General features: G+C 60.9%; 16 protein-coding genes. 9 read left to right on the top strand and 7 right to left on the bottom strand.

The features are described from left to right. The first annotated feature begins 217 nt into the window (after positions 1 to 217). Entirely contained in the window at positions 218 to 1,654 is a 1,437-nt protein-coding gene (gene sbcB, locus BM275_RS02595) for an exodeoxyribonuclease I (RefSeq protein ID WP_090519185.1), read from the top strand. A 136-nt stretch (positions 1,655 to 1,790) separates the two neighbouring features. Here the strand turns inward: sbcB and mvaT are convergent, their stop codons facing one another. Further along, complete coding sequence (mvaT, locus tag BM275_RS02590; RefSeq protein WP_003303488.1) at positions 1,791 to 2,171, bottom strand: histone-like nucleoid-structuring protein MvaT; 381 nt, start codon at positions 2,169 to 2,171, stop codon at positions 1,791 to 1,793. Positions 2,172 to 2,525: 354 nt separating this feature from the next. On the opposite strand from mvaT, the gene purU reads away from it, so the two are divergent. Genes purU through BM275_RS02575 form a run of 3 tightly spaced genes read left to right on the top strand, consistent with a single transcriptional unit; the run spans position 2,526 to position 5,107 of the window. Then, positions 2,526 to 3,377 carry a formyltetrahydrofolate deformylase gene (gene purU, locus BM275_RS02585; protein WP_023446811.1) on the top strand — a complete coding sequence of 284 codons (852 nt, stop codon included), beginning with the start codon at positions 2,526 to 2,528 and terminating at the stop codon, positions 3,375 to 3,377. Positions 3,378 to 3,392: 15 nt separating this feature from the next. Further along, positions 3,393 to 3,632: a hypothetical protein gene (locus BM275_RS02580; RefSeq protein WP_044315524.1), complete on the top strand. Its 240-nt coding sequence runs from the start codon at positions 3,393 to 3,395 to the stop codon at positions 3,630 to 3,632. Further along, on the top strand, positions 3,632 to 5,107 hold the full coding sequence (locus BM275_RS02575; protein ID WP_090519184.1) for a helicase HerA-like domain-containing protein: 1,476 nt from the start codon (positions 3,632 to 3,634) through the stop codon (positions 5,105 to 5,107). The genes BM275_RS02580 and BM275_RS02575 overlap by 1 nt, the downstream gene beginning before the upstream one ends. Before the next feature lie 80 nt (positions 5,108 to 5,187). Here the strand turns inward: BM275_RS02575 and BM275_RS02570 are convergent, their stop codons facing one another. The 3 genes from BM275_RS02570 to yaaA all read right to left on the bottom strand — a co-directional run bounded on the left by BM275_RS02570 (position 5,188) and on the right by yaaA (position 8,751). After that, the gene (locus tag BM275_RS02570) at positions 5,188 to 5,409 is read right to left on the bottom strand and encodes a hypothetical protein (RefSeq protein WP_014821265.1); all 222 of its coding nucleotides are present in this window, start codon (positions 5,407 to 5,409) and stop codon (positions 5,188 to 5,190) included. Positions 5,410 to 5,737: 328 nt separating this feature from the next. Beyond that, positions 5,738 to 7,183: a mannose-1-phosphate guanylyltransferase/mannose-6-phosphate isomerase gene (locus BM275_RS02565; RefSeq protein ID WP_090519183.1), complete on the bottom strand. Its 1,446-nt coding sequence runs from the start codon at positions 7,181 to 7,183 to the stop codon at positions 5,738 to 5,740. Positions 7,184 to 7,971: 788 nt separating this feature from the next. Beyond that, complete coding sequence (gene yaaA / locus BM275_RS02560; RefSeq protein WP_090519182.1) at positions 7,972 to 8,751, bottom strand: peroxide stress protein YaaA; 780 nt, start codon at positions 8,749 to 8,751, stop codon at positions 7,972 to 7,974. 134 nt (positions 8,752 to 8,885) lie between these two features. Between yaaA and dmeF the strand changes: the two genes are divergently transcribed. The 5 genes from dmeF (at position 8,886) to moaE (ending at position 12,784) form a co-directional block, all read left to right on the top strand. Continuing rightward, complete coding sequence (dmeF, locus tag BM275_RS02555) at positions 8,886 to 9,860, top strand: CDF family Co(II)/Ni(II) efflux transporter DmeF (protein ID WP_090519181.1); 975 nt, start codon at positions 8,886 to 8,888, stop codon at positions 9,858 to 9,860. 259 nt (positions 9,861 to 10,119) lie between these two features. Further along, complete coding sequence (locus BM275_RS02550; RefSeq protein ID WP_042928554.1) at positions 10,120 to 11,508, top strand: PhoH family protein; 1,389 nt, start codon at positions 10,120 to 10,122, stop codon at positions 11,506 to 11,508. A gap of 99 nt (positions 11,509 to 11,607) precedes the next feature. Next, positions 11,608 to 12,078, top strand: a complete 471-nt coding sequence (moaC, locus tag BM275_RS02545) for a cyclic pyranopterin monophosphate synthase MoaC (RefSeq protein WP_014821260.1) — start codon at positions 11,608 to 11,610, stop codon at positions 12,076 to 12,078. Next, entirely contained in the window at positions 12,075 to 12,323 is a 249-nt protein-coding gene (locus tag BM275_RS02540) for a MoaD/ThiS family protein (protein WP_090519180.1), read from the top strand. Before moaC ends, BM275_RS02540 begins: the two co-directional genes overlap by 4 nt. A 2-nt stretch (positions 12,324 to 12,325) precedes the next feature. After that, on the top strand, positions 12,326 to 12,784 hold the full coding sequence (gene moaE, locus BM275_RS02535) for a molybdopterin synthase catalytic subunit MoaE (protein ID WP_090519179.1): 459 nt from the start codon (positions 12,326 to 12,328) through the stop codon (positions 12,782 to 12,784). Positions 12,785 to 12,788: 4 nt separating this feature from the next. Here moaE and BM275_RS22230 read toward each other — a convergent pair whose 3' ends face one another. The 3 genes from BM275_RS22230 to BM275_RS02525 all read right to left on the bottom strand — a co-directional run bounded on the left by BM275_RS22230 (position 12,789) and on the right by BM275_RS02525 (position 15,469). Further along, entirely contained in the window at positions 12,789 to 12,953 is a 165-nt protein-coding gene (locus BM275_RS22230) for a hypothetical protein (protein WP_162836514.1), read from the bottom strand. Between the two features lie 130 nt (positions 12,954 to 13,083). Further along, entirely contained in the window at positions 13,084 to 14,511 is a 1,428-nt protein-coding gene (rhlB, locus tag BM275_RS02530) for an ATP-dependent RNA helicase RhlB (protein ID WP_090519178.1), read from the bottom strand. Positions 14,512 to 14,797: 286 nt separating this feature from the next. Further along, complete coding sequence (locus BM275_RS02525; protein WP_090519177.1) at positions 14,798 to 15,469, bottom strand: alpha/beta hydrolase; 672 nt, start codon at positions 15,467 to 15,469, stop codon at positions 14,798 to 14,800. Between the last annotated feature and the right edge of the window lie 257 nt (positions 15,470 to 15,726).

Below are 15,726 nucleotides of genomic sequence, written 5' to 3'. Positions count from 1 at the left end.
GCAAAGGTCGATGCTATGCGGCAAGTGCCGCTGCGGCAATGCGCCTGAGTCGTCTGAGCGGAGGGCAAGCCGGAGGGGTGTGATTATGGCGAAGTGCCTGCTCCTTTGCAGGATGTCGTTCGCATACCCAATGCTGCGTGGGCAGATCGGGCGACGCACACGGCGATGTGCCGCCCTGGGCTGATAGACTGCCGCGCTGATCGAGAAGGACTCTCCCGTGAATTCAAGCATCTTCTGGTACGACTTCGAAACCACAGGGATTTCGCCCAGCCGCGACCGTCCGTTGCAGGTGGCGGGTATCCGCACCAACGAGGCGCTCGAGGAAATCGGCGAGCCGCTGAACATCTATTGCCGTCCCTCCGACGACATCCTTCCGCATCCGGCGGCCTGCCTGGTCACTGGGATCACCCCCGCGACCCTCGAACAGAAGGGCTTGTGCGAGGCCGAGTTCATTCATCGCCTGCATCAACAGCTGTCGATGCCTGGCACCTGCGGCGCCGGTTACAACAGCCTGCGGTTCGACGACGAGGTGACGCGCTACAGCCTGTACCGCAACTTCTACGATCCCTATGCCCGTGAATGGCAGGGCGGCAACAGCCGCTGGGATCTGATCGATCTGGTACGCACGGCTTATGCTCTGCGCCCGGAAGGCCTGGTCTGGCCTGAAGAGGAGGGGCGGGTGACGCTCAAACTCGAACGACTGAGCGTGGCCAACGGGCTGGAACATCTGAATGCGCACGACGCGCTATCCGACGTGCGCGCGACCATTGCCCTGGCCAGACTCGTTCGCGATCGGCAGCCGCGGCTGTACGACTATCTCTACAACCTGCGCCGCAAGCAGGCGGTACTTGAGCAGATCCGGTTGCTGGAACCCATGGTGCATGTGTCCGGCCGCTTCTCCGCTGCACGGCATTTTCTCTCGGTGGTCCTGCCGCTGGGCTGGCACCCGCGCAATCGCAATGCGCTGATCGTCTGCGATCTGCAGGCCGGGCCGGAGCCGCTCTTGCAGGAAACGGCTGAAACGCTGCGTCAGCGCCTGTATACCCGACGTGACCAGCTCGCCGATGGCGAGTTGCCGGTGCCCTTGAAGCTGGTGCACGTCAACAAGTGTCCCGTGGTGGCGCCGCTCAAGGTTTTGCGCACGCAAGACATCCAGCGCCTTGGTCTGGATATGCCGGTCTGCCATGAGCGTGCAGCGATGCTTCGAGAGCAGCGGCAGATCTGGAGCACCAAGCTCGAAGACATCTATCGCGAAGACCGCTTCGCTGGCACTGATGATCCGGAGCAGCAGCTGTATGACGGTTTTCTCGGGGACCGCGACCGGCGGCTGTGCGACCAGGTCCTTAGCCTGTCACCTGCGGAGCTGGCGAAACAGCCATTCCGATTCGATGATGCGCGCCTCGACGAGCTGTTGTTTCGTTACCGCGCGCGTAACTTTCCTGAAGCGTTATCCGTCGACGAGCAAGCGCAATGGCGTCAGTTCTGCCAACAGCGGCTGAGTGATGGGGCATGTGGCGCGCCCAACACCCTCGTGCAGTTCGAGTCGGATATCGAGCAATTCATGATCGGCGCCACGCCGGCACAACGGCAACTGTTGCAGCAATGGCGCGAGTACGGTCAGGGGTTGCGTGAGCGTTACCGCTTGAGCAATTAACTCTTGGGGAGGGCGTATGTTTGTGCGCCACGCCTGAATCGAGCGGGGAAGGAAGAGTGCAGCACAAATAAAAACGCCGTTTCCCGACATCAATGATTAATGTCGAGAAACGGCGTTCGTTATAAACCGTAGCCGCTTAGCCGAGAAGGGTGGCCCAGCTTTCCACGGTGTCGGAGCCCCACTGGGCTTTCCATTCTTTCAGGGTCTTGTGATTGCCGCCTTTGGTTTCAATCACTTCACCGCTGTGTGGGTTTTTATATTGCTTCACGCGGCGGGCGCGCTTGCTGGTCGCGGGAGCTTTTGCAGCGCGAGGGCTCTTGCTGTTGCGAGAGGCTTCCGGATCAAGCAGGGCAATGATGTCGCGCAGGGACTTCTGGTATTCACCCATGAGTTCGCGCAGCTTGCCTTCGAATTCCAGTTCCTTTTTCAGCTTGTCGTCTTCGGACAGCGACTTCAGGCGCTCTTGAAGTTCCTTGATGGCTTCTTCAGTAGCGCGATACTCATTGATAAGTGACATATGACTTCCTTGGGATAGGTTTGAACGCAAGTGGCAGCAATCATAGTCCTGCGTAATCCGCAAGTAAATATAGCCTTGTAAAAAAGCCACACTACTATTTGAAAGGATATGTGACGCAGGCTAAGAGCTGCTATTGCAGCCGTGCGCAGGCTTAAATCAAGCGGAAAGCCTGTTTTATCGCACAAGTTTTTTCGATTGGTTTTTATGCTTTGCATAACAAACCGATGACTGCGAGCCGCGCCGTTTGCGTCATCGCGCATAGTTGGCGCTGCGCCTCGATCTTAATGGCGATGGCTGTGCTTTTGTCTGCTGGGCTAGAATGCCGCATTTCCCATTGAGTCGGAGTAACCGTTGATGCGCACTTTCAGGCTGGTCATTGCCTGTCCCGATGGCGTTGGTATTGTTGCCAAGGTCAGTAACTTTCTTGCCACTTACAACGGCTGGATCACTGAAGCCAACCATCATTCGGATCACCAGAGCGGTTGGTTCTTCATGCGCCACGAGATTCGCGCGGACTCACTGCCTTTCGATCTGGACGGTTTCCGTCAGGCGTTCGCTCCGATCGCTCGTGAGTTTTCAATGGAGTGGCGAGTCACCGACTCCGAGCAACGCAAACGCGTGGTCCTGATGGCCAGTCGCGAATCCCACTGCCTGGCCGATCTGCTGCACCGTTGGCACAGCGGCGAGCTGGACTGCGACATTCCCTGCGTGATTTCCAACCATGACGACCTGCGCAGCATGGTCGAATGGCATGGCATTCCCTACATTCACGTGCCGGTCGACCCCGCCAATAAGCAGGAGGCGTTCGCCGAAGTCACCCGCCTGGTCCGCGAGCAGCGCGCCGATGTGATTGTGCTCGCGCGGTACATGCAGATCTTGCCGTCCGAGCTGTGCGACGAGTTCGCCCAGCGCGTGATCAACATCCATCACAGCTTTTTGCCGTCCTTCGTCGGCGCCAAGCCCTATCACCAGGCTTCGCTGCGCGGCGTGAAGCTGATCGGCGCCACCTGTCACTATGTCACCGAGGAGCTCGACGCCGGCCCGATCATCGAGCAGGACGTGGTGCGCGTGAGCCATCGCGACAGCATCGAGGACATGGTCCGGCTCGGCAAGGACGTAGAGAAGATGGTGCTTTCTCGCGGCCTGCGCTATCACTTGGAGGACCGTGTGCTGGTACACAGCAACAAGACGATGGTGTTCAACTGACATCCGGGAGCATCTGTGACCGATCCCCTCGAGCGTGCCGCGGCCAAGGCGCCGCCCATCATCGGCAGTGGTTGTACACAGCGATACGATCCTGAGGCGCTGTCGCCCGAGCAGGGCGCCGAGTTCGCCGATGCCGCAGCGCTATGGGCCGAGCTTCAGGCTGAGCAGGGCAATGCAGGTCGGCAATCGAGTGCATCGACGGCCGACGAGAGCGCCCCATCCGGGGCGCGCGAGCACGACAAGGAGGCGGGTTGATGAAGGCTGCAATTGATCGTCTGGTACTCGGCGCTGATGCGACGGCTGAACCGAACAGCCAGTCCCTGCGCTTGGCCAATCGGCACGGGTTGATTGCCGGAGCCACCGGCACCGGCAAGACAGTGACCTTGCAACGTCTGGCCGAGCAGTTCAGCGATGCCGGAGTTGCCGTGTTCGCTGCCGACATCAAGGGCGATCTCTGTGGCCTGGGTGCTGCCGGTGCACCGCAAGGCAAGATCGCCGAGCGGATCGCCAGCATGCCCTGGCTGAACCATCAACCGCAGGCGTACCCGGTAACCCTGTGGGACGTGCATGGTCGTAGCGGCCATCCGCTGCGTACTACGTTGAGCGAGATGGGGCCGCTGCTGCTGGGAAGCCTGCTGCAGCTCACCGACAGCCAGCAGGCCGCTTTGTACGCGGCGTTCAAGGTGGCAGACCGCGAAGGCCTGCTGTTACTTGATCTGAAGGACCTCAAGGCGCTGTTGGCGCACCTCAAGGCTGAGCCGCAGTTGCTCGCCGAGGACAGTGCATTGTTCACCGGTGCATCGTCACAGGCCCTGCTGCGACGCCTGGCAACGCTCGAACAGCAGGGCGCCGAGGCGCTGTTCGGTGAGCCAGCCCTGCAACTCGAGGATCTGTTGCACCCCGCGGCGGACGGCCGAGGTCCCATCCATCTGCTCGATGCCAGCGTACTGGTGCATGAGGCGCCCAAGGTTTATGCGACCTTCCTGCTATGGCTGCTTGCCGAACTGTTCGAGCAGCTTCCGGAGCGGGGCGATGCCGACAAGCCTTTGCTGGTCCTGTTTTTCGATGAGGCGCACCTGCTGTTTGGCGATACGCCCAAGGCGTTGCAGGACCGGCTGGTGCAGGTGGTGCGGCTGATTCGTTCGAAAGGTGTTGGCGTCTATTTCGTCACTCAGTCCCCAGCCGATCTGCCTGACCAGGTACTGGCGCAGCTGGGGCTGCGAATCCAGCATGGTTTGCGGGCATACACCGTCAAGGAGCAGAAAGCACTGCGCTCGGTGGCTGACGGATTTCGTGCGAACCCGGACTTTGCGACGCTGGATGTGCTGACCCAGTTGGGCATCGGCGAGGCCCTGGTCGGTGGGCTCGAGGCGAAAGGCACGCCGGCGATGGTGCAGCGAGTCTCGATCGCGCCGCCACAGTCGCGAGTGGGGGCGCTGAGTGAAGCTGAGCGCATGCAGCTTATCGCGAGGTCCAGCTTGCGTGGCCGTTATGACAAGCCCGTCGACCGTGAGTCGGCCTACGAAATACTGAGTGCTCGGGCCATGCAGGCAGTCGAGGAGGCTGAGCGTCCGGTCGAGAAGCCTGCACGAGGCAAGAGCAGTGCAGGCAGCGATCTGGGGGATCTGGCCGGACGAGTCGTCAAAAGTGCATTGAGCCAGGCTGCCAGTCAGTTGGGGCGTCAGTTGGCCAGAGGGTTGCTCGGCTCGTTACTCGGCGGTAAGCGCTGACTTATCGGCGCTCTTCAGTTCACTACTGCTGTTTGTATTGGCTGCGCTAGTTGACTGCCTGACCTGCACGAAGGTCAGGATCAGGCTTGCCCAGTTGCCGCGCTTTCACAATCGGCATGTTTTTCCTGTTCGAGCTTCTGCAGTTCCCGCTGAAACACTTGATCAAGCACAGTGGGTTTCTTCCGCCACGGCTTGCGCTCGGGTTCGCGTTCAGCCGCGTAGGTCGTAATTTCACCACCATAGACATTGGTAAAGCGCTGCGCCTGGCGCTCAAGTTCGGCGCGCAGTTCGTCTTTCGTCACGTAAGGATCCTGTTTTTCTAGTTTGAATTAAGACGCTTCTGGAAATAAATGAAGCGTCTTTGGTTGTAACTGAAGTTTTCAGTTGCAACAGAGTCGAGCTTATGTACGTGAGACTGGAGGTCAACCGAAAAGGTTTAAGTAATTACCTGGCAGGCCGCAGATTCTAGCAGTAGTTCAAAAAACCAGGTTATCTGCGGCATTGATACTACGTTTGCGGCAAGGCGCTACACGGATTTCGCAAGTATGCGCTTTCAGGTACGCACAGATCCAGAAATCGAGCAAAGAAAAACCCGCCGAAGCGGGCTTTCCTCTCGTTACTCGGCGAACATTAACGGGCAACTTTGGCTTCGTTGCTCTGTTCGGCGCGGCCGTAAACGTCCTCGAAGCGCTCAATGTCGTCTTCACCCAGATAGCTGCCGGACTGGACTTCGATGATCTCCAGCGGAATTTTCCCGGGGTTGGCCAGGCGATGCACTGAAGTGATCGGGATATAAGTCGACTGATTCTCGGTGAGCAGGAAAGTCTTGTCGTTGCAGGTGACCTGAGCGGTACCGGAAACAACGATCCAATGCTCGGCACGATGGTGGTGCATCTGCAGGGAGAGGCTGGCCCCTGGGTTCACGCAGATACGCTTGACCTGGAAGCGGCCACCCATGTCCACCGAGTCATACCAGCCCCAAGGGCGGTACACGGCGCAGTGATTCTTGGTTTCGCTGCGGTCCTGAGCGTCGAGCTTGCTGACCAGCTTCTTGACGTCCTGCACCTTGTCCTTGTGGGCAACCATCATGGCGTCCTTGGTCTCCACCACCACGATGTCTTCCAGGCCGAGCACGGTGACCAGTTTGCCGTTGCCGTGTACCAGGCAGTTGCGCGAGTCTTCGGCGATCACGTCGCCCTTGAGGACGTTGCCGTTCTCGTCCTTCTCATGCACATCCCAGATCGAAGACCACGAGCCGACATCGCTCCAGCCAGCAGACATGGGCACTACGCAAGCCAGTTGAGTCTTTTCCATCACTGCATAGTCGATGGAGTTGTCCGGGCAGCAGGCGAAGGTGGCGGGGTCGATCAGCACTTCTTCGCCGTTCTTCACGCTGCGCTCCAGGGCGAGCGAGCAGGTATCGTAGATGTCCGGATCGTGCTTCTTCAGTTCTTCCAGGAAGACGCTGGCGCGGAACAGGAACATGCCGCTGTTCCAGAAATAGTCACCTGACTCCAGATAGCTCTGGGCGCGCGCCTCATCCGGCTTCTCGACGAACTGCGCCACGCGCTTGATGCCATCGGGCAAGCCATGATTGGCGTCCTGGCTGGCCTTGATATAACCGAAACCGGTTTCAGGACGGGTCGGCGGAACACCAAAAAGAACCATCTCGCCGTTTTCCGCGGCATTGGTCGCCAGTGCCAGGGAGCGCTGGAAGGCCTTCTGGTCTTCGATGACGTGGTCGGCCGGCAGGACCAGCAGCAGCTCGTCGCGGCCCTCTTCAACCAGCTTCATCGCCGCGATCCCAATGGCCGGTGCGGTGTTACGACCGAAAGGCTCGAGCAGAAGGCCTTGAACGCCGAGTTTGCGCGCGGCCAGCTGCTCCTTGACGATGAAACGGTGGTCCTTGTTGCAGACCAGCAGCGGTTGCTGCATGCCATCGAACGCCAGGCGTTCGACGGTCTGCTGGAACAACGTCTGCTCGCCGGTCAGGGCAAGAAACTGCTTGGGGAACGACTTGCGGGAAAGGGGCCACAGTCGGGAGCCGCTACCGCCTGAAAGAATAACCGGGATCATATTGCTTCTCCTGAATCGTTTCGAAGGTCGTTCTACTTGTCCGGTGACGCCGGCCTCTTGGCCGCGCCTGGGTTGTTGCTGTTCTTTGTCGGAGGAATCGCCAGTTGGCTGGACGAAATCCACTCTGTCCCAAGGCATGCCTCGAGATTGAAATCTGCTGTCTGGTTAATCGCCTGGATGTCGCACCGTGGCCGTTCAGGCCGCATGTGTATCGGGCGAGATGTCGATCATGGTCATCTGCACCGGGCGCTCGTGGTCGGCGTTTGGCGCGCTACTGAGGAGCGCCATCGTCGCGCGCGGTGTGTGGCACCTGTCGGTCGAACGGGAGTGATGCGCTTGCATGGCCGTAACCCTCTGTTCGTGCCTTGCTCGGCGTTTGCCGTGTCAGATGCCGCGTAGGCTCTGCTCGACGCCGCGGCTGTGGGCTGGATAATCAGCCGTATCGCCGTCTGAAGTTGCGCTACCGCCAAGATCGACTGACGATCTCGAACGGAGCGATCTGCGAAATTGATGACCCAATGCACGTTCATGTGCGACTTCCCTTTCCACCTGGAATTGTCGGTACGCGCTTATGATTGCGAGCCACGCTGGATAGTTCCCGCCTCGGCAACCGTTGATCGGCCAGTTTTTGCGAACGGATTCAAGGTGCGCTCACCGGCCCGGCGGAATGCGGAGGGTTGATCGGGCGGTGTTGGTAGAGGGTGTGGGGCGTGCTGGGCGGACCCGCTAATGGGGGCGGTGAGGGCGGCGGCAGCGCCCTTGCAGGGCCCTCCGCCGGCATTGAGTTGTTACTGGTCGGCGGCGTCGCGCAGGAATACCAAGCGGTCGCTGGTCGAATCATCCCCGCTGTAGCGGTAGCCCTGGTAGTCGAATTCCGGCAGCTGATCAGGGTTGCCGATGCGTTCCTTGATCACCCAGCGGGCCATCAGGCCTCGTGCCTTTTTCGCATAGAACGAGATGATTTTGTACTGGCCGTTCTTCATGTCCTTGAAGTCGACGTTGATGACCCGTGCGTTCAGCGCCTTGCGTTTGACCGCGCTGAAGTACTCGTTCGAGGCCAGATTCAGCAGGACATCGTCACCCTGCTCGGCGAGCGCCTCGTTCAGCCAGCCGCCGATGCGCTCGCCCCAGAACGCGTACAGATCCTTGCCTCGCGGATTGGCCAGTTTGGTGCCCATTTCCAGCCGATACGGCTGCATCAGGTCCAGCGGCCGTAACAGGCCGTAGAGCCCCGACAGCATGCGCAGATGTTCCTGTGCGAACAGCAGGTCGCTCTCGGTGAAATCCTCGACGCTCAGTCCGGTGTAGACATCGCCCTTGAAGGCGAGCAGGGCCTGCTTGGCATTCGCCGGCGTGAAGTCAGCCGACCAGCTCCCGTAGCGCGCGACATTCAGGGCGGCCAGCTTGTCGGAAAGGTGCATGAGTTCGCTGATCTGCGCTGGCGAGTAATCGCGCAACAGGTCGATCAGCAGTTGCGAGTGCTCCAGGTACTGAGGCTGAGTGAAGCGTTCGGTCATTGAGGGTGTTTCATAGTCGAGCGTCTTGGCGGGGGAAATCACCATCAGCATGTACGGGTCTCCTGTCTGATGGCGCGATTGTAGGGGTACGAGCGGAGCGGCTCCAGCTATGGCGGCCATAGGCAACGGTTGACCTTCCCCGCGTGGCAAGGCACAAGCTGGAAGGCGTCAATCAAGGAGTTCGTATGTCTGGCTGCAATCATGCGCAATGGCAACCACCTCACGACTACCGTCCGCTGGAGCGCAACTCCGAGCGTCAGACCTGGGCGGTGGTCATTCTGACCGGCTTGACCATGTTGGTGGAGATCATTGCCGGTTACTGGTTCAACTCCATGGCGTTGCTGGCGGACGGCTGGCATATGGCCTCGCACATGGTAGCCATCGGCCTGGCGGCGTTGGCGTATCTGCTGGCTCGGCGCTACGCGGCGGACCAGCGTTTTGCGTTCGGAACCTGGAAAATCGAGGTCCTGGCCGGTTTCACCAGCGCCTTGCTGCTGGTCGTCGTGGCGCTGTTCATGATCGGCGAATCGCTGTCGCGGCTCTGGTCGCCGGTCGCGATCGGTTTCGATGCAGCGTTGATGGTCGCCGTGATCGGCTTGCTGGTGAATCTGCTGTCCGCCTGGTTGCTGCGGGATCAGCATGACCACGGTAACGGTCACGACGAGCACGGGCATGACCATTCGCATGAGCATGAACACGCTTCGGGTGGCAAGGACCTGAATCGGCACGCCGCCTTCATCCATGTGCTGACCGATGCGCTGACGTCGGTGGCTGCCATCATCGCGCTGCTGGGCGGCAAGTTCTTCGGCTGGAGCTGGCTGGACCCGGTGATGGGTATCGTCGGCGCGCTGGTGATCCTTGTATGGGCGCGCGGCCTGTTGCGCGATACCGCCAAGGCGCTGCTCGATCGGGAGATGGATGATCCGCTGGTCCACAGGGTTCGGGAAGCGCTGCAGGAGGTGCCGGATACCGAGGTCACCGATCTGCATCTGTGGCGGGTAGGGCGGTCGCAATACAGCTGCATCCTGAGCCTGGTGACGCATCAGGCGCACACCGCCGACCACTACAAGGCTGCGTTGCAGGGCTTTCCGCAGCTGGTGCACATCACCGTGGAAGTGAATCGCTGCGACGAAAGCGCGCACCTTGATCATCGACAATAGCGCGGCTGAAATACGCGCGCCAAGGCCGTATGGTCGATTCGTGAAAAAAAGTCGAGTTCAACGGAAAAGTCTTTTGTCTGTCATAACTTTTACGGTATTACCGAATTCAGACCGCCGAACCCTGCGACACAGGTGGCGGCTCCTGGGCAGCCCCGAATCCACCGGCTACCCTCGTCCGCTCACCTGAATCGCATGGCGGTTACTGTGCAGCGAAGCGCTTTTGGCTCTTCGTTTCTGGCCCCAGAAGAAGGTGATCGGTATGGATGACTACGGCAGACCTCGCGCGACCCAGCCCACGCTCTACGTCCTCGACACGAATGTACTGATCCACGATCCCAACGCTTTGCTGAACTTCCAGGAACATCAGGTCGCCATCCCGATGACCGTGCTGGAGGAACTCGACCAACTCAAGGCCGGCAAGCACAGCGTCGCAGCCGAGTGTCGTCAGGCAATCCGCTTGATCGATAAGCTGCTCGGTGACGCCACGCCGGAAGAGGTCGAGCTCGGCGTGCCGATCCAGCGCGGCAAGAGCGGGCCTTCCGGCAGTCTTTCGATCCTCATGAGCAAGCGTGGCGAGTCCAACGCGTTGCCGGAGGATCTGAACGACAACAAGATCATCAATCAGGTGGTCGAGCTGAGCCGACAGCGTCCCGGCTTGCCTGTGGTGCTGGTGACCAAGGACATCAACATGCGCCTGAAGGCGCGTGCCTGTGGCGTAGCGGCGGAGGATTATCATACCGATCAGCTGGTCGATGACGTCGGCCAGCTTTCCCCCGGCTATCACAGCGTCAGCGGCTCGTTCTGGGATCGCGTGAGCAAGGTCGAGACCCATCAGGGGCATGGGCGCACCTGGCACCGCGTACAGCTGACCGACAACCTTCCCGCGGTACACATCAACGAGTTCATCATCGACGAACAGGGCTTTGTCGGCTGGATCAAGGGCATCAAGGCCGATGAGCTGCTGCTGCTCGACCTGCATCAGGAGCCGCTGCTGCATCAGGAGGCCTGGGGCCTGCGCCCGCGGGACATTCATCAGGCATTGGCGCTGTTCGCCTTGCTCGACCCGGATATCCATCTGGTCAACCTGTCCGGCGCCGCCGGTTCGGGCAAGACCATTCTCGCGCTGGCTGCGGCCATCGAGCAGACCGTGGTTAGCAAGCGCTACCGGCGCATCATTGCCACCCGCAGCGTGCAGGGGCTGGACGAGGACATCGGCTTTCTGCCCGGCACCGAGGCCGAGAAGATGGAGCCGTGGCTGGGTGCAATCACCGATAACCTCGAAGCGCTGCACATGGAGGACGAGAACACCCACGGCAGCATCGACTACATCCTGCAAAAGGTGCCGCTGCAGTTTAAATCGCTGAACTACATCCGCGGGCGCAGCTTCCAGCAGAGCCTGATCCTGATCGACGAGTGCCAGAACCTCACGCCGCACCAGATGAAGACCATCATCACCCGCGCGGGCAACGGCTCGAAGGTGGTCTGTCTGGGCAATCTGGCGCAGATCGACACGCCGTATCTGTCGGCGACCAGTTCGGGGCTTACCTACCTGACCGAGCGCTTCAAGGATTTCTCCCACGGCGTGCACATCACCTTGCAGGGTGTACCGCGTTCGGTGCTGGCCGAATACGCCGAAGCGCACATGTAGCGGAGGCGCGTGCGGCGATGCCCGGTAGTACCTCTTACGGGGGCGGGTTCATCGCCGGCGGCTGCGGTAGACTCGTGATTTTCCGATCAGGAGCGCCGAATGCTCACCCATCTCGATTCCCAAGGCCGGGCCAGCATGGTCGACGTCACCGACAAGGCCGTGACCGCGCGTGAAGCCGTGGCCGAGGCCCGCGTGCGCATGCTGCCGCAGACCCTGCAGATGATCCAGCAGGGCGGTCATCCCAAGGGCGATGTCTTCGCCGTGGCGCGCATCGCCGGCATCCAGGCGGCAAAGAAGACCTACGAACTGATTCCGCTGTGTCATCCGCTGCTGCTCACCAGCATCAAGGTCGAGCTGCAGGCGGATGGTGAAGACTGCGTACTGATTCGCGCTGCCTGCAAGCTGGCCGGGCAGACAGGTGTCGAGATGGAAGCGTTGACCGCTGCCAGCGTCGCTGCGCTGACCATCTACGACATGTGCAAGGCCGTGGATCGCGGCATGGTCATCGAAGGCGTGCGCCTGCTGGAAAAACTCGGCGGCAAGAGCGGTCACTGGCAGGTGCCGGCATGATTACCGTCCAGTTCTTTGCCCGTTATCGCGAAACCCTCGGCACTGATGGCGAGCGCCTGCAGTGGGATGCTTCGCTCGCCAACGTGGATGACGTGCGCCAGCAGCTGCTTGCGCGGGGCGGTGTCTGGGAGGTGCTTGCCGAGCAGAACCTGATGTGTGCCCGTAATCAGGAACTCTGTGGTCTCGATGAGCCGATCACCGATAACGATGAAGTCGCTTTCTTTCCCACCGTGACCGGAGGCTGAGCATGGCGGTTCGTGTACAGACGGCAGCGTTCGATCCGGGGGCCGAACTCAATGCGCTGCATGCGGCCAACCTGGGGATTGGCGCGGTCGCCGGGTTCGTCGGTTACGTAAGGGATTTCAATGATGGGCAGGATGTCGCCGGAATGTTCCTCGAACATGCGCCGGGGATGACCGAAAAGGCGCTGGAGAAAATCATTATCGAGGCGGAGCAGCGCTGGCCATTATTGCGGCTCGACGTGCTGCATCGCGTCGGGCCCCTGGAGCCAGGTGAGCCGATCGTCTTCGTCGGCGCGGCGAGCGCCCATCGCGACGCTGCCTTCGACGCCTGTCGCTTCGTGATGGACTACCTGAAGACGCGGGCGCCGTTCTGGAAGAAGGAAACCACGCCGTCCGGGCCACGCTGGGTGGAGGGCCGCGCGAGTGATCAGGTCGCGGCTGAGCGTTGGAGCGAGAACGGCTGAGCCGTCAATAGAAGGTGATGTACATCTTGAAGGCCAGCGTCGAGAACATGGTGAGCACGCCCAGGCCAAGAAGGCCCACGCCCCAGTCCCGGTCCCGGTAGTTGAAACCTACGCAGAGCAGGATGAAGCCGGTGACGATTAGCGACAGTAGCCAGTGCATGCTGTCCATCGATGTCTCCTCGATTTCCGATCTAGCTACCACTCTAGCCGCTTGACCTCTGTTGAGGCCTGATTCAGGTCATTGATGGAGGAGGTGATTGACGGTCGCAGGGGCGCGGCGAATGCCGCGCCCAATAGGCTCAGCGCGAGTGAGGGACTGGGGCGAGCAGTTCCGCCGGCGGCATCTCGCACTGAATCTTGCGGCCAATCAGCGCTTCGATCGGCGGCAGGGCGAAGGAGTCGTCCTCGCCGGCGAAGCTGATCGACGTGCCGCTGGTGCCGGCACGGCCGGTGCGGCCGATGCGGTGCACGTAGTCATCCGGATCTTCCGGCAGCGTAAAGTTGATCACGTGGCTGATGCCGTCGACATGGATGCCTCGACCGGCGACATCGGTCGCCACCAGTACCCGAATCTTGCCCTCGCGGAAACCTTCCAGCGTGCGGATGCGCTTGTGCTGCGGCACGTCGCCGGACATCTGCGCGGCGCTGATGCCGTCCCGGGTCAGGCGTTCCTCGATGCGCCGCACTTCATCCTTGCGGTTGGCGAAGACCATCACCCGCGTCCAGTCATTCTGGGTGATCAGGTTGTACAGCAGCTTGTACTTGTCGCTGCCAGCCACGGCGAATACGTGTTGCTCGACGGTGTCGCTGGCAACGTTTTCCGGCTCGATCTCGACCACGGCGGGGTTGGTCGTCCACTGCTGCGCCAGGTTCATCACGTCATCGGTGAACGTGGCTGAGAACAGCAGGGTCTGGCGTTCGCTCTTGGGCGGCGTCTGCCGGATGATCTGGCGGACCTGCGGAATGAAGCCCATGTCGAGCATGCGATCGGCTTCATCCAGCACCATCACCTCGACCATGTCCAGATGCACCTCGCCGCGCTGGTTGAAATCCAGCAGGCGCCCGGGCGTGGCAACCAGGATGTCGCAGAATTTCGATTCAAGCAGCTTGAGCTGCTTGTCGAAGTCCATGCCGCCGACGAAGCTCATCACGTTCAGGTTGGTGTACTTGGTCAGGTCCAGCGCGTCATTGGCGATCTGCACCACGAGTTCACGGGTCGGCGCGATGATCAGTGCGCGCGGTTCGCCCATATAGCGGTCCCGCGGCGGTGGAGTGTCGAGCAGCTGTGTGATGGTGGATATGAGAAACGCAGCCGTCTTGCCGGTGCCGGTCTGGGCGCGGCCAATGGCGTCTCTGCCGGCGAGGGTATAGCCGAGCACCTGGGCCTGGATCGGCGTGCAGTAGGGAAAACCCAGGTCATGAATTGCGTGCATCAGCTCGGGTGCGAGCTTGAAGTCGTGGAAGCGGGTCTTGCCTTCGGCCGCTTCGACCTCGAAGTCCTCCAGCTTCCACGCCGGAGCGGCGGGTTTTGGCGGCTTGCTGCTGCGTTGACGGCGCGGCTTTTCGGCGGCGCGCTCAGCGGTCTGCGGCTTGGGTTGAGAATCAGGCGTCGTTGCTTGCTGAGGGGCGCTGTGTTGGCCCTCGTGGTCGGCGGCGAGCACGTCATCGGCTGCGCTGGCCCGTACATCCGGTGCCTTGCCAAAGATTTTCTTGAGTGCTTTGAGCACGGTCTTCTCGTCATTTATTAGGAAAGTGTCGCGCGCCAGTGTAATGCAAGACGCATGCATGGCGAAGCCTCGCGCACGGGAAGGCTTGGCTTCCAGCGGGCGCACTCGCGCCTTACATACTGTTGTGTGATACCGCGCGGGCCTGGCCAGGGCCTTGGGGCATGGCCGTGCCTGATGCCAGGTTCAGGCGTGGCAGGATGCTGGCCGCGCTTGAGCCTGCCAGGTGGCGGACGGTCAAGCGCGCCGCCCATCCTTCCTTTGATGAACAGGCAACCGGAGCTGGTGCTCAGGAGGCGGCATCTTCGCCAAGCAAAGGTGCGAGCCAGTTGCCGATGTCGCGGATTTCCTCCGGGAGCACCTCATGGCTCATCGGGTACTCGCGCCAAGTGACATTGACGCCGGCGTCGTGCAGGCACTGATAGGCGGCACGGCCCATCGCAGGCGGCACTACATCATCGCGGCTGCCATGCAGGCATAGCGCCGGATAGCGCCGGACATCATCGGAAAGCTCGAGGCGCTCGGCAAATGTCGGGGCATAGGTGGACAGTGCGATGACGCCGCCCAGCGGGCCCTGCCAGCGCAGAAATGCCGTATGCAGCACCACCGCGCCGCCTTGGGAGAAGCCGGCGAGAAAGATGCGTGCCGGATCGATGCCCGCGTCACGCTGTGCTTCGATAAGACCGATGACCTGTTGCGCCGATGCCTCGAGTTGCTCGCGATCGATCGCGCGGGCTGGGCTCATGGCCAGGATGTCGTACCAGCTGGGCATGCTCCAGCCACCGTTGATGGTTACCGGACGCGTCGGTGCCTGCGGCAGAACGAAGCGAGTGCTATGAAGCTTCTGCTGCAGCGCTTCGGCCACAGGTAGGAAGTCATAGCGATCAGCGCCCAGGCCATGCAGCCAGATGATGCACGCATCGGCAATGCCATTGGGTTCGAGGATCAACGGTTCGCTCATAGATCGGCTCCAGTTGGGGGCAAGTTGCCTCGTCTTGGGGCATTACGTGCCACCGGCGAGGGAGTGGCGCGAGGTTACCCGCTCGCGCACTTCGATAGAACCCGCAAGCTGGCGTATCCAGCTCATTGCCGGATGAGCTGGTACGCGCCTTGCTAAGTTCAGTTCGACTCAGAAGGGAACGGCTCGCATGAGCGAGTCGAGGTAATGGCACAAAGAACATTGCCGATCATCCACGGACGACTAGACTCAGGTCAGGC

It is taken from the genome of Stutzerimonas kunmingensis, assembly GCF_900114065.1.
In the GTDB taxonomy this organism is placed as follows: Bacteria; Pseudomonadota; Gammaproteobacteria; order Pseudomonadales; family Pseudomonadaceae; genus Stutzerimonas; species Stutzerimonas kunmingensis.
The sequence above is the reverse complement of the archived record's forward strand: the minus strand, read 5'-3'. Positions and strand labels throughout refer to the sequence as shown.

Coding starts and splice junctions, on each gene's coding strand:
- dmeF (WP_090519181.1), top strand. CDS start 8,886: ATGTCTGGCTGCAATCATGCGCAATGGCAACCACCTCACGACTACCGT.
- BM275_RS22230 (WP_162836514.1), bottom strand. CDS start 12,953: ATGGACAGCATGCACTGGCTACTGTCGCTAATCGTCACCGGCTTCATC.
- BM275_RS02575 (WP_090519184.1), top strand. CDS start 3,632: ATGAAGGCTGCAATTGATCGTCTGGTACTCGGCGCTGATGCGACGGCT.
- purU (WP_023446811.1), top strand. CDS start 2,526: ATGCGCACTTTCAGGCTGGTCATTGCCTGTCCCGATGGCGTTGGTATT.
- BM275_RS02565 (WP_090519183.1), bottom strand. CDS start 7,183: ATGATCCCGGTTATTCTTTCAGGCGGTAGCGGCTCCCGACTGTGGCCC.
- BM275_RS02540 (WP_090519180.1), top strand. CDS start 12,075: ATGATTACCGTCCAGTTCTTTGCCCGTTATCGCGAAACCCTCGGCACT.
- BM275_RS02550 (WP_042928554.1), top strand. CDS start 10,120: ATGGATGACTACGGCAGACCTCGCGCGACCCAGCCCACGCTCTACGTC.
- mvaT (WP_003303488.1), bottom strand. CDS start 2,171: ATGTCACTTATCAATGAGTATCGCGCTACTGAAGAAGCCATCAAGGAA.
- BM275_RS02525 (WP_090519177.1), bottom strand. CDS start 15,469: ATGAGCGAACCGTTGATCCTCGAACCCAATGGCATTGCCGATGCGTGC.
- yaaA (WP_090519182.1), bottom strand. CDS start 8,751: ATGCTGATGGTGATTTCCCCCGCCAAGACGCTCGACTATGAAACACCC.
- moaC (WP_014821260.1), top strand. CDS start 11,608: ATGCTCACCCATCTCGATTCCCAAGGCCGGGCCAGCATGGTCGACGTC.
- moaE (WP_090519179.1), top strand. CDS start 12,326: ATGGCGGTTCGTGTACAGACGGCAGCGTTCGATCCGGGGGCCGAACTC.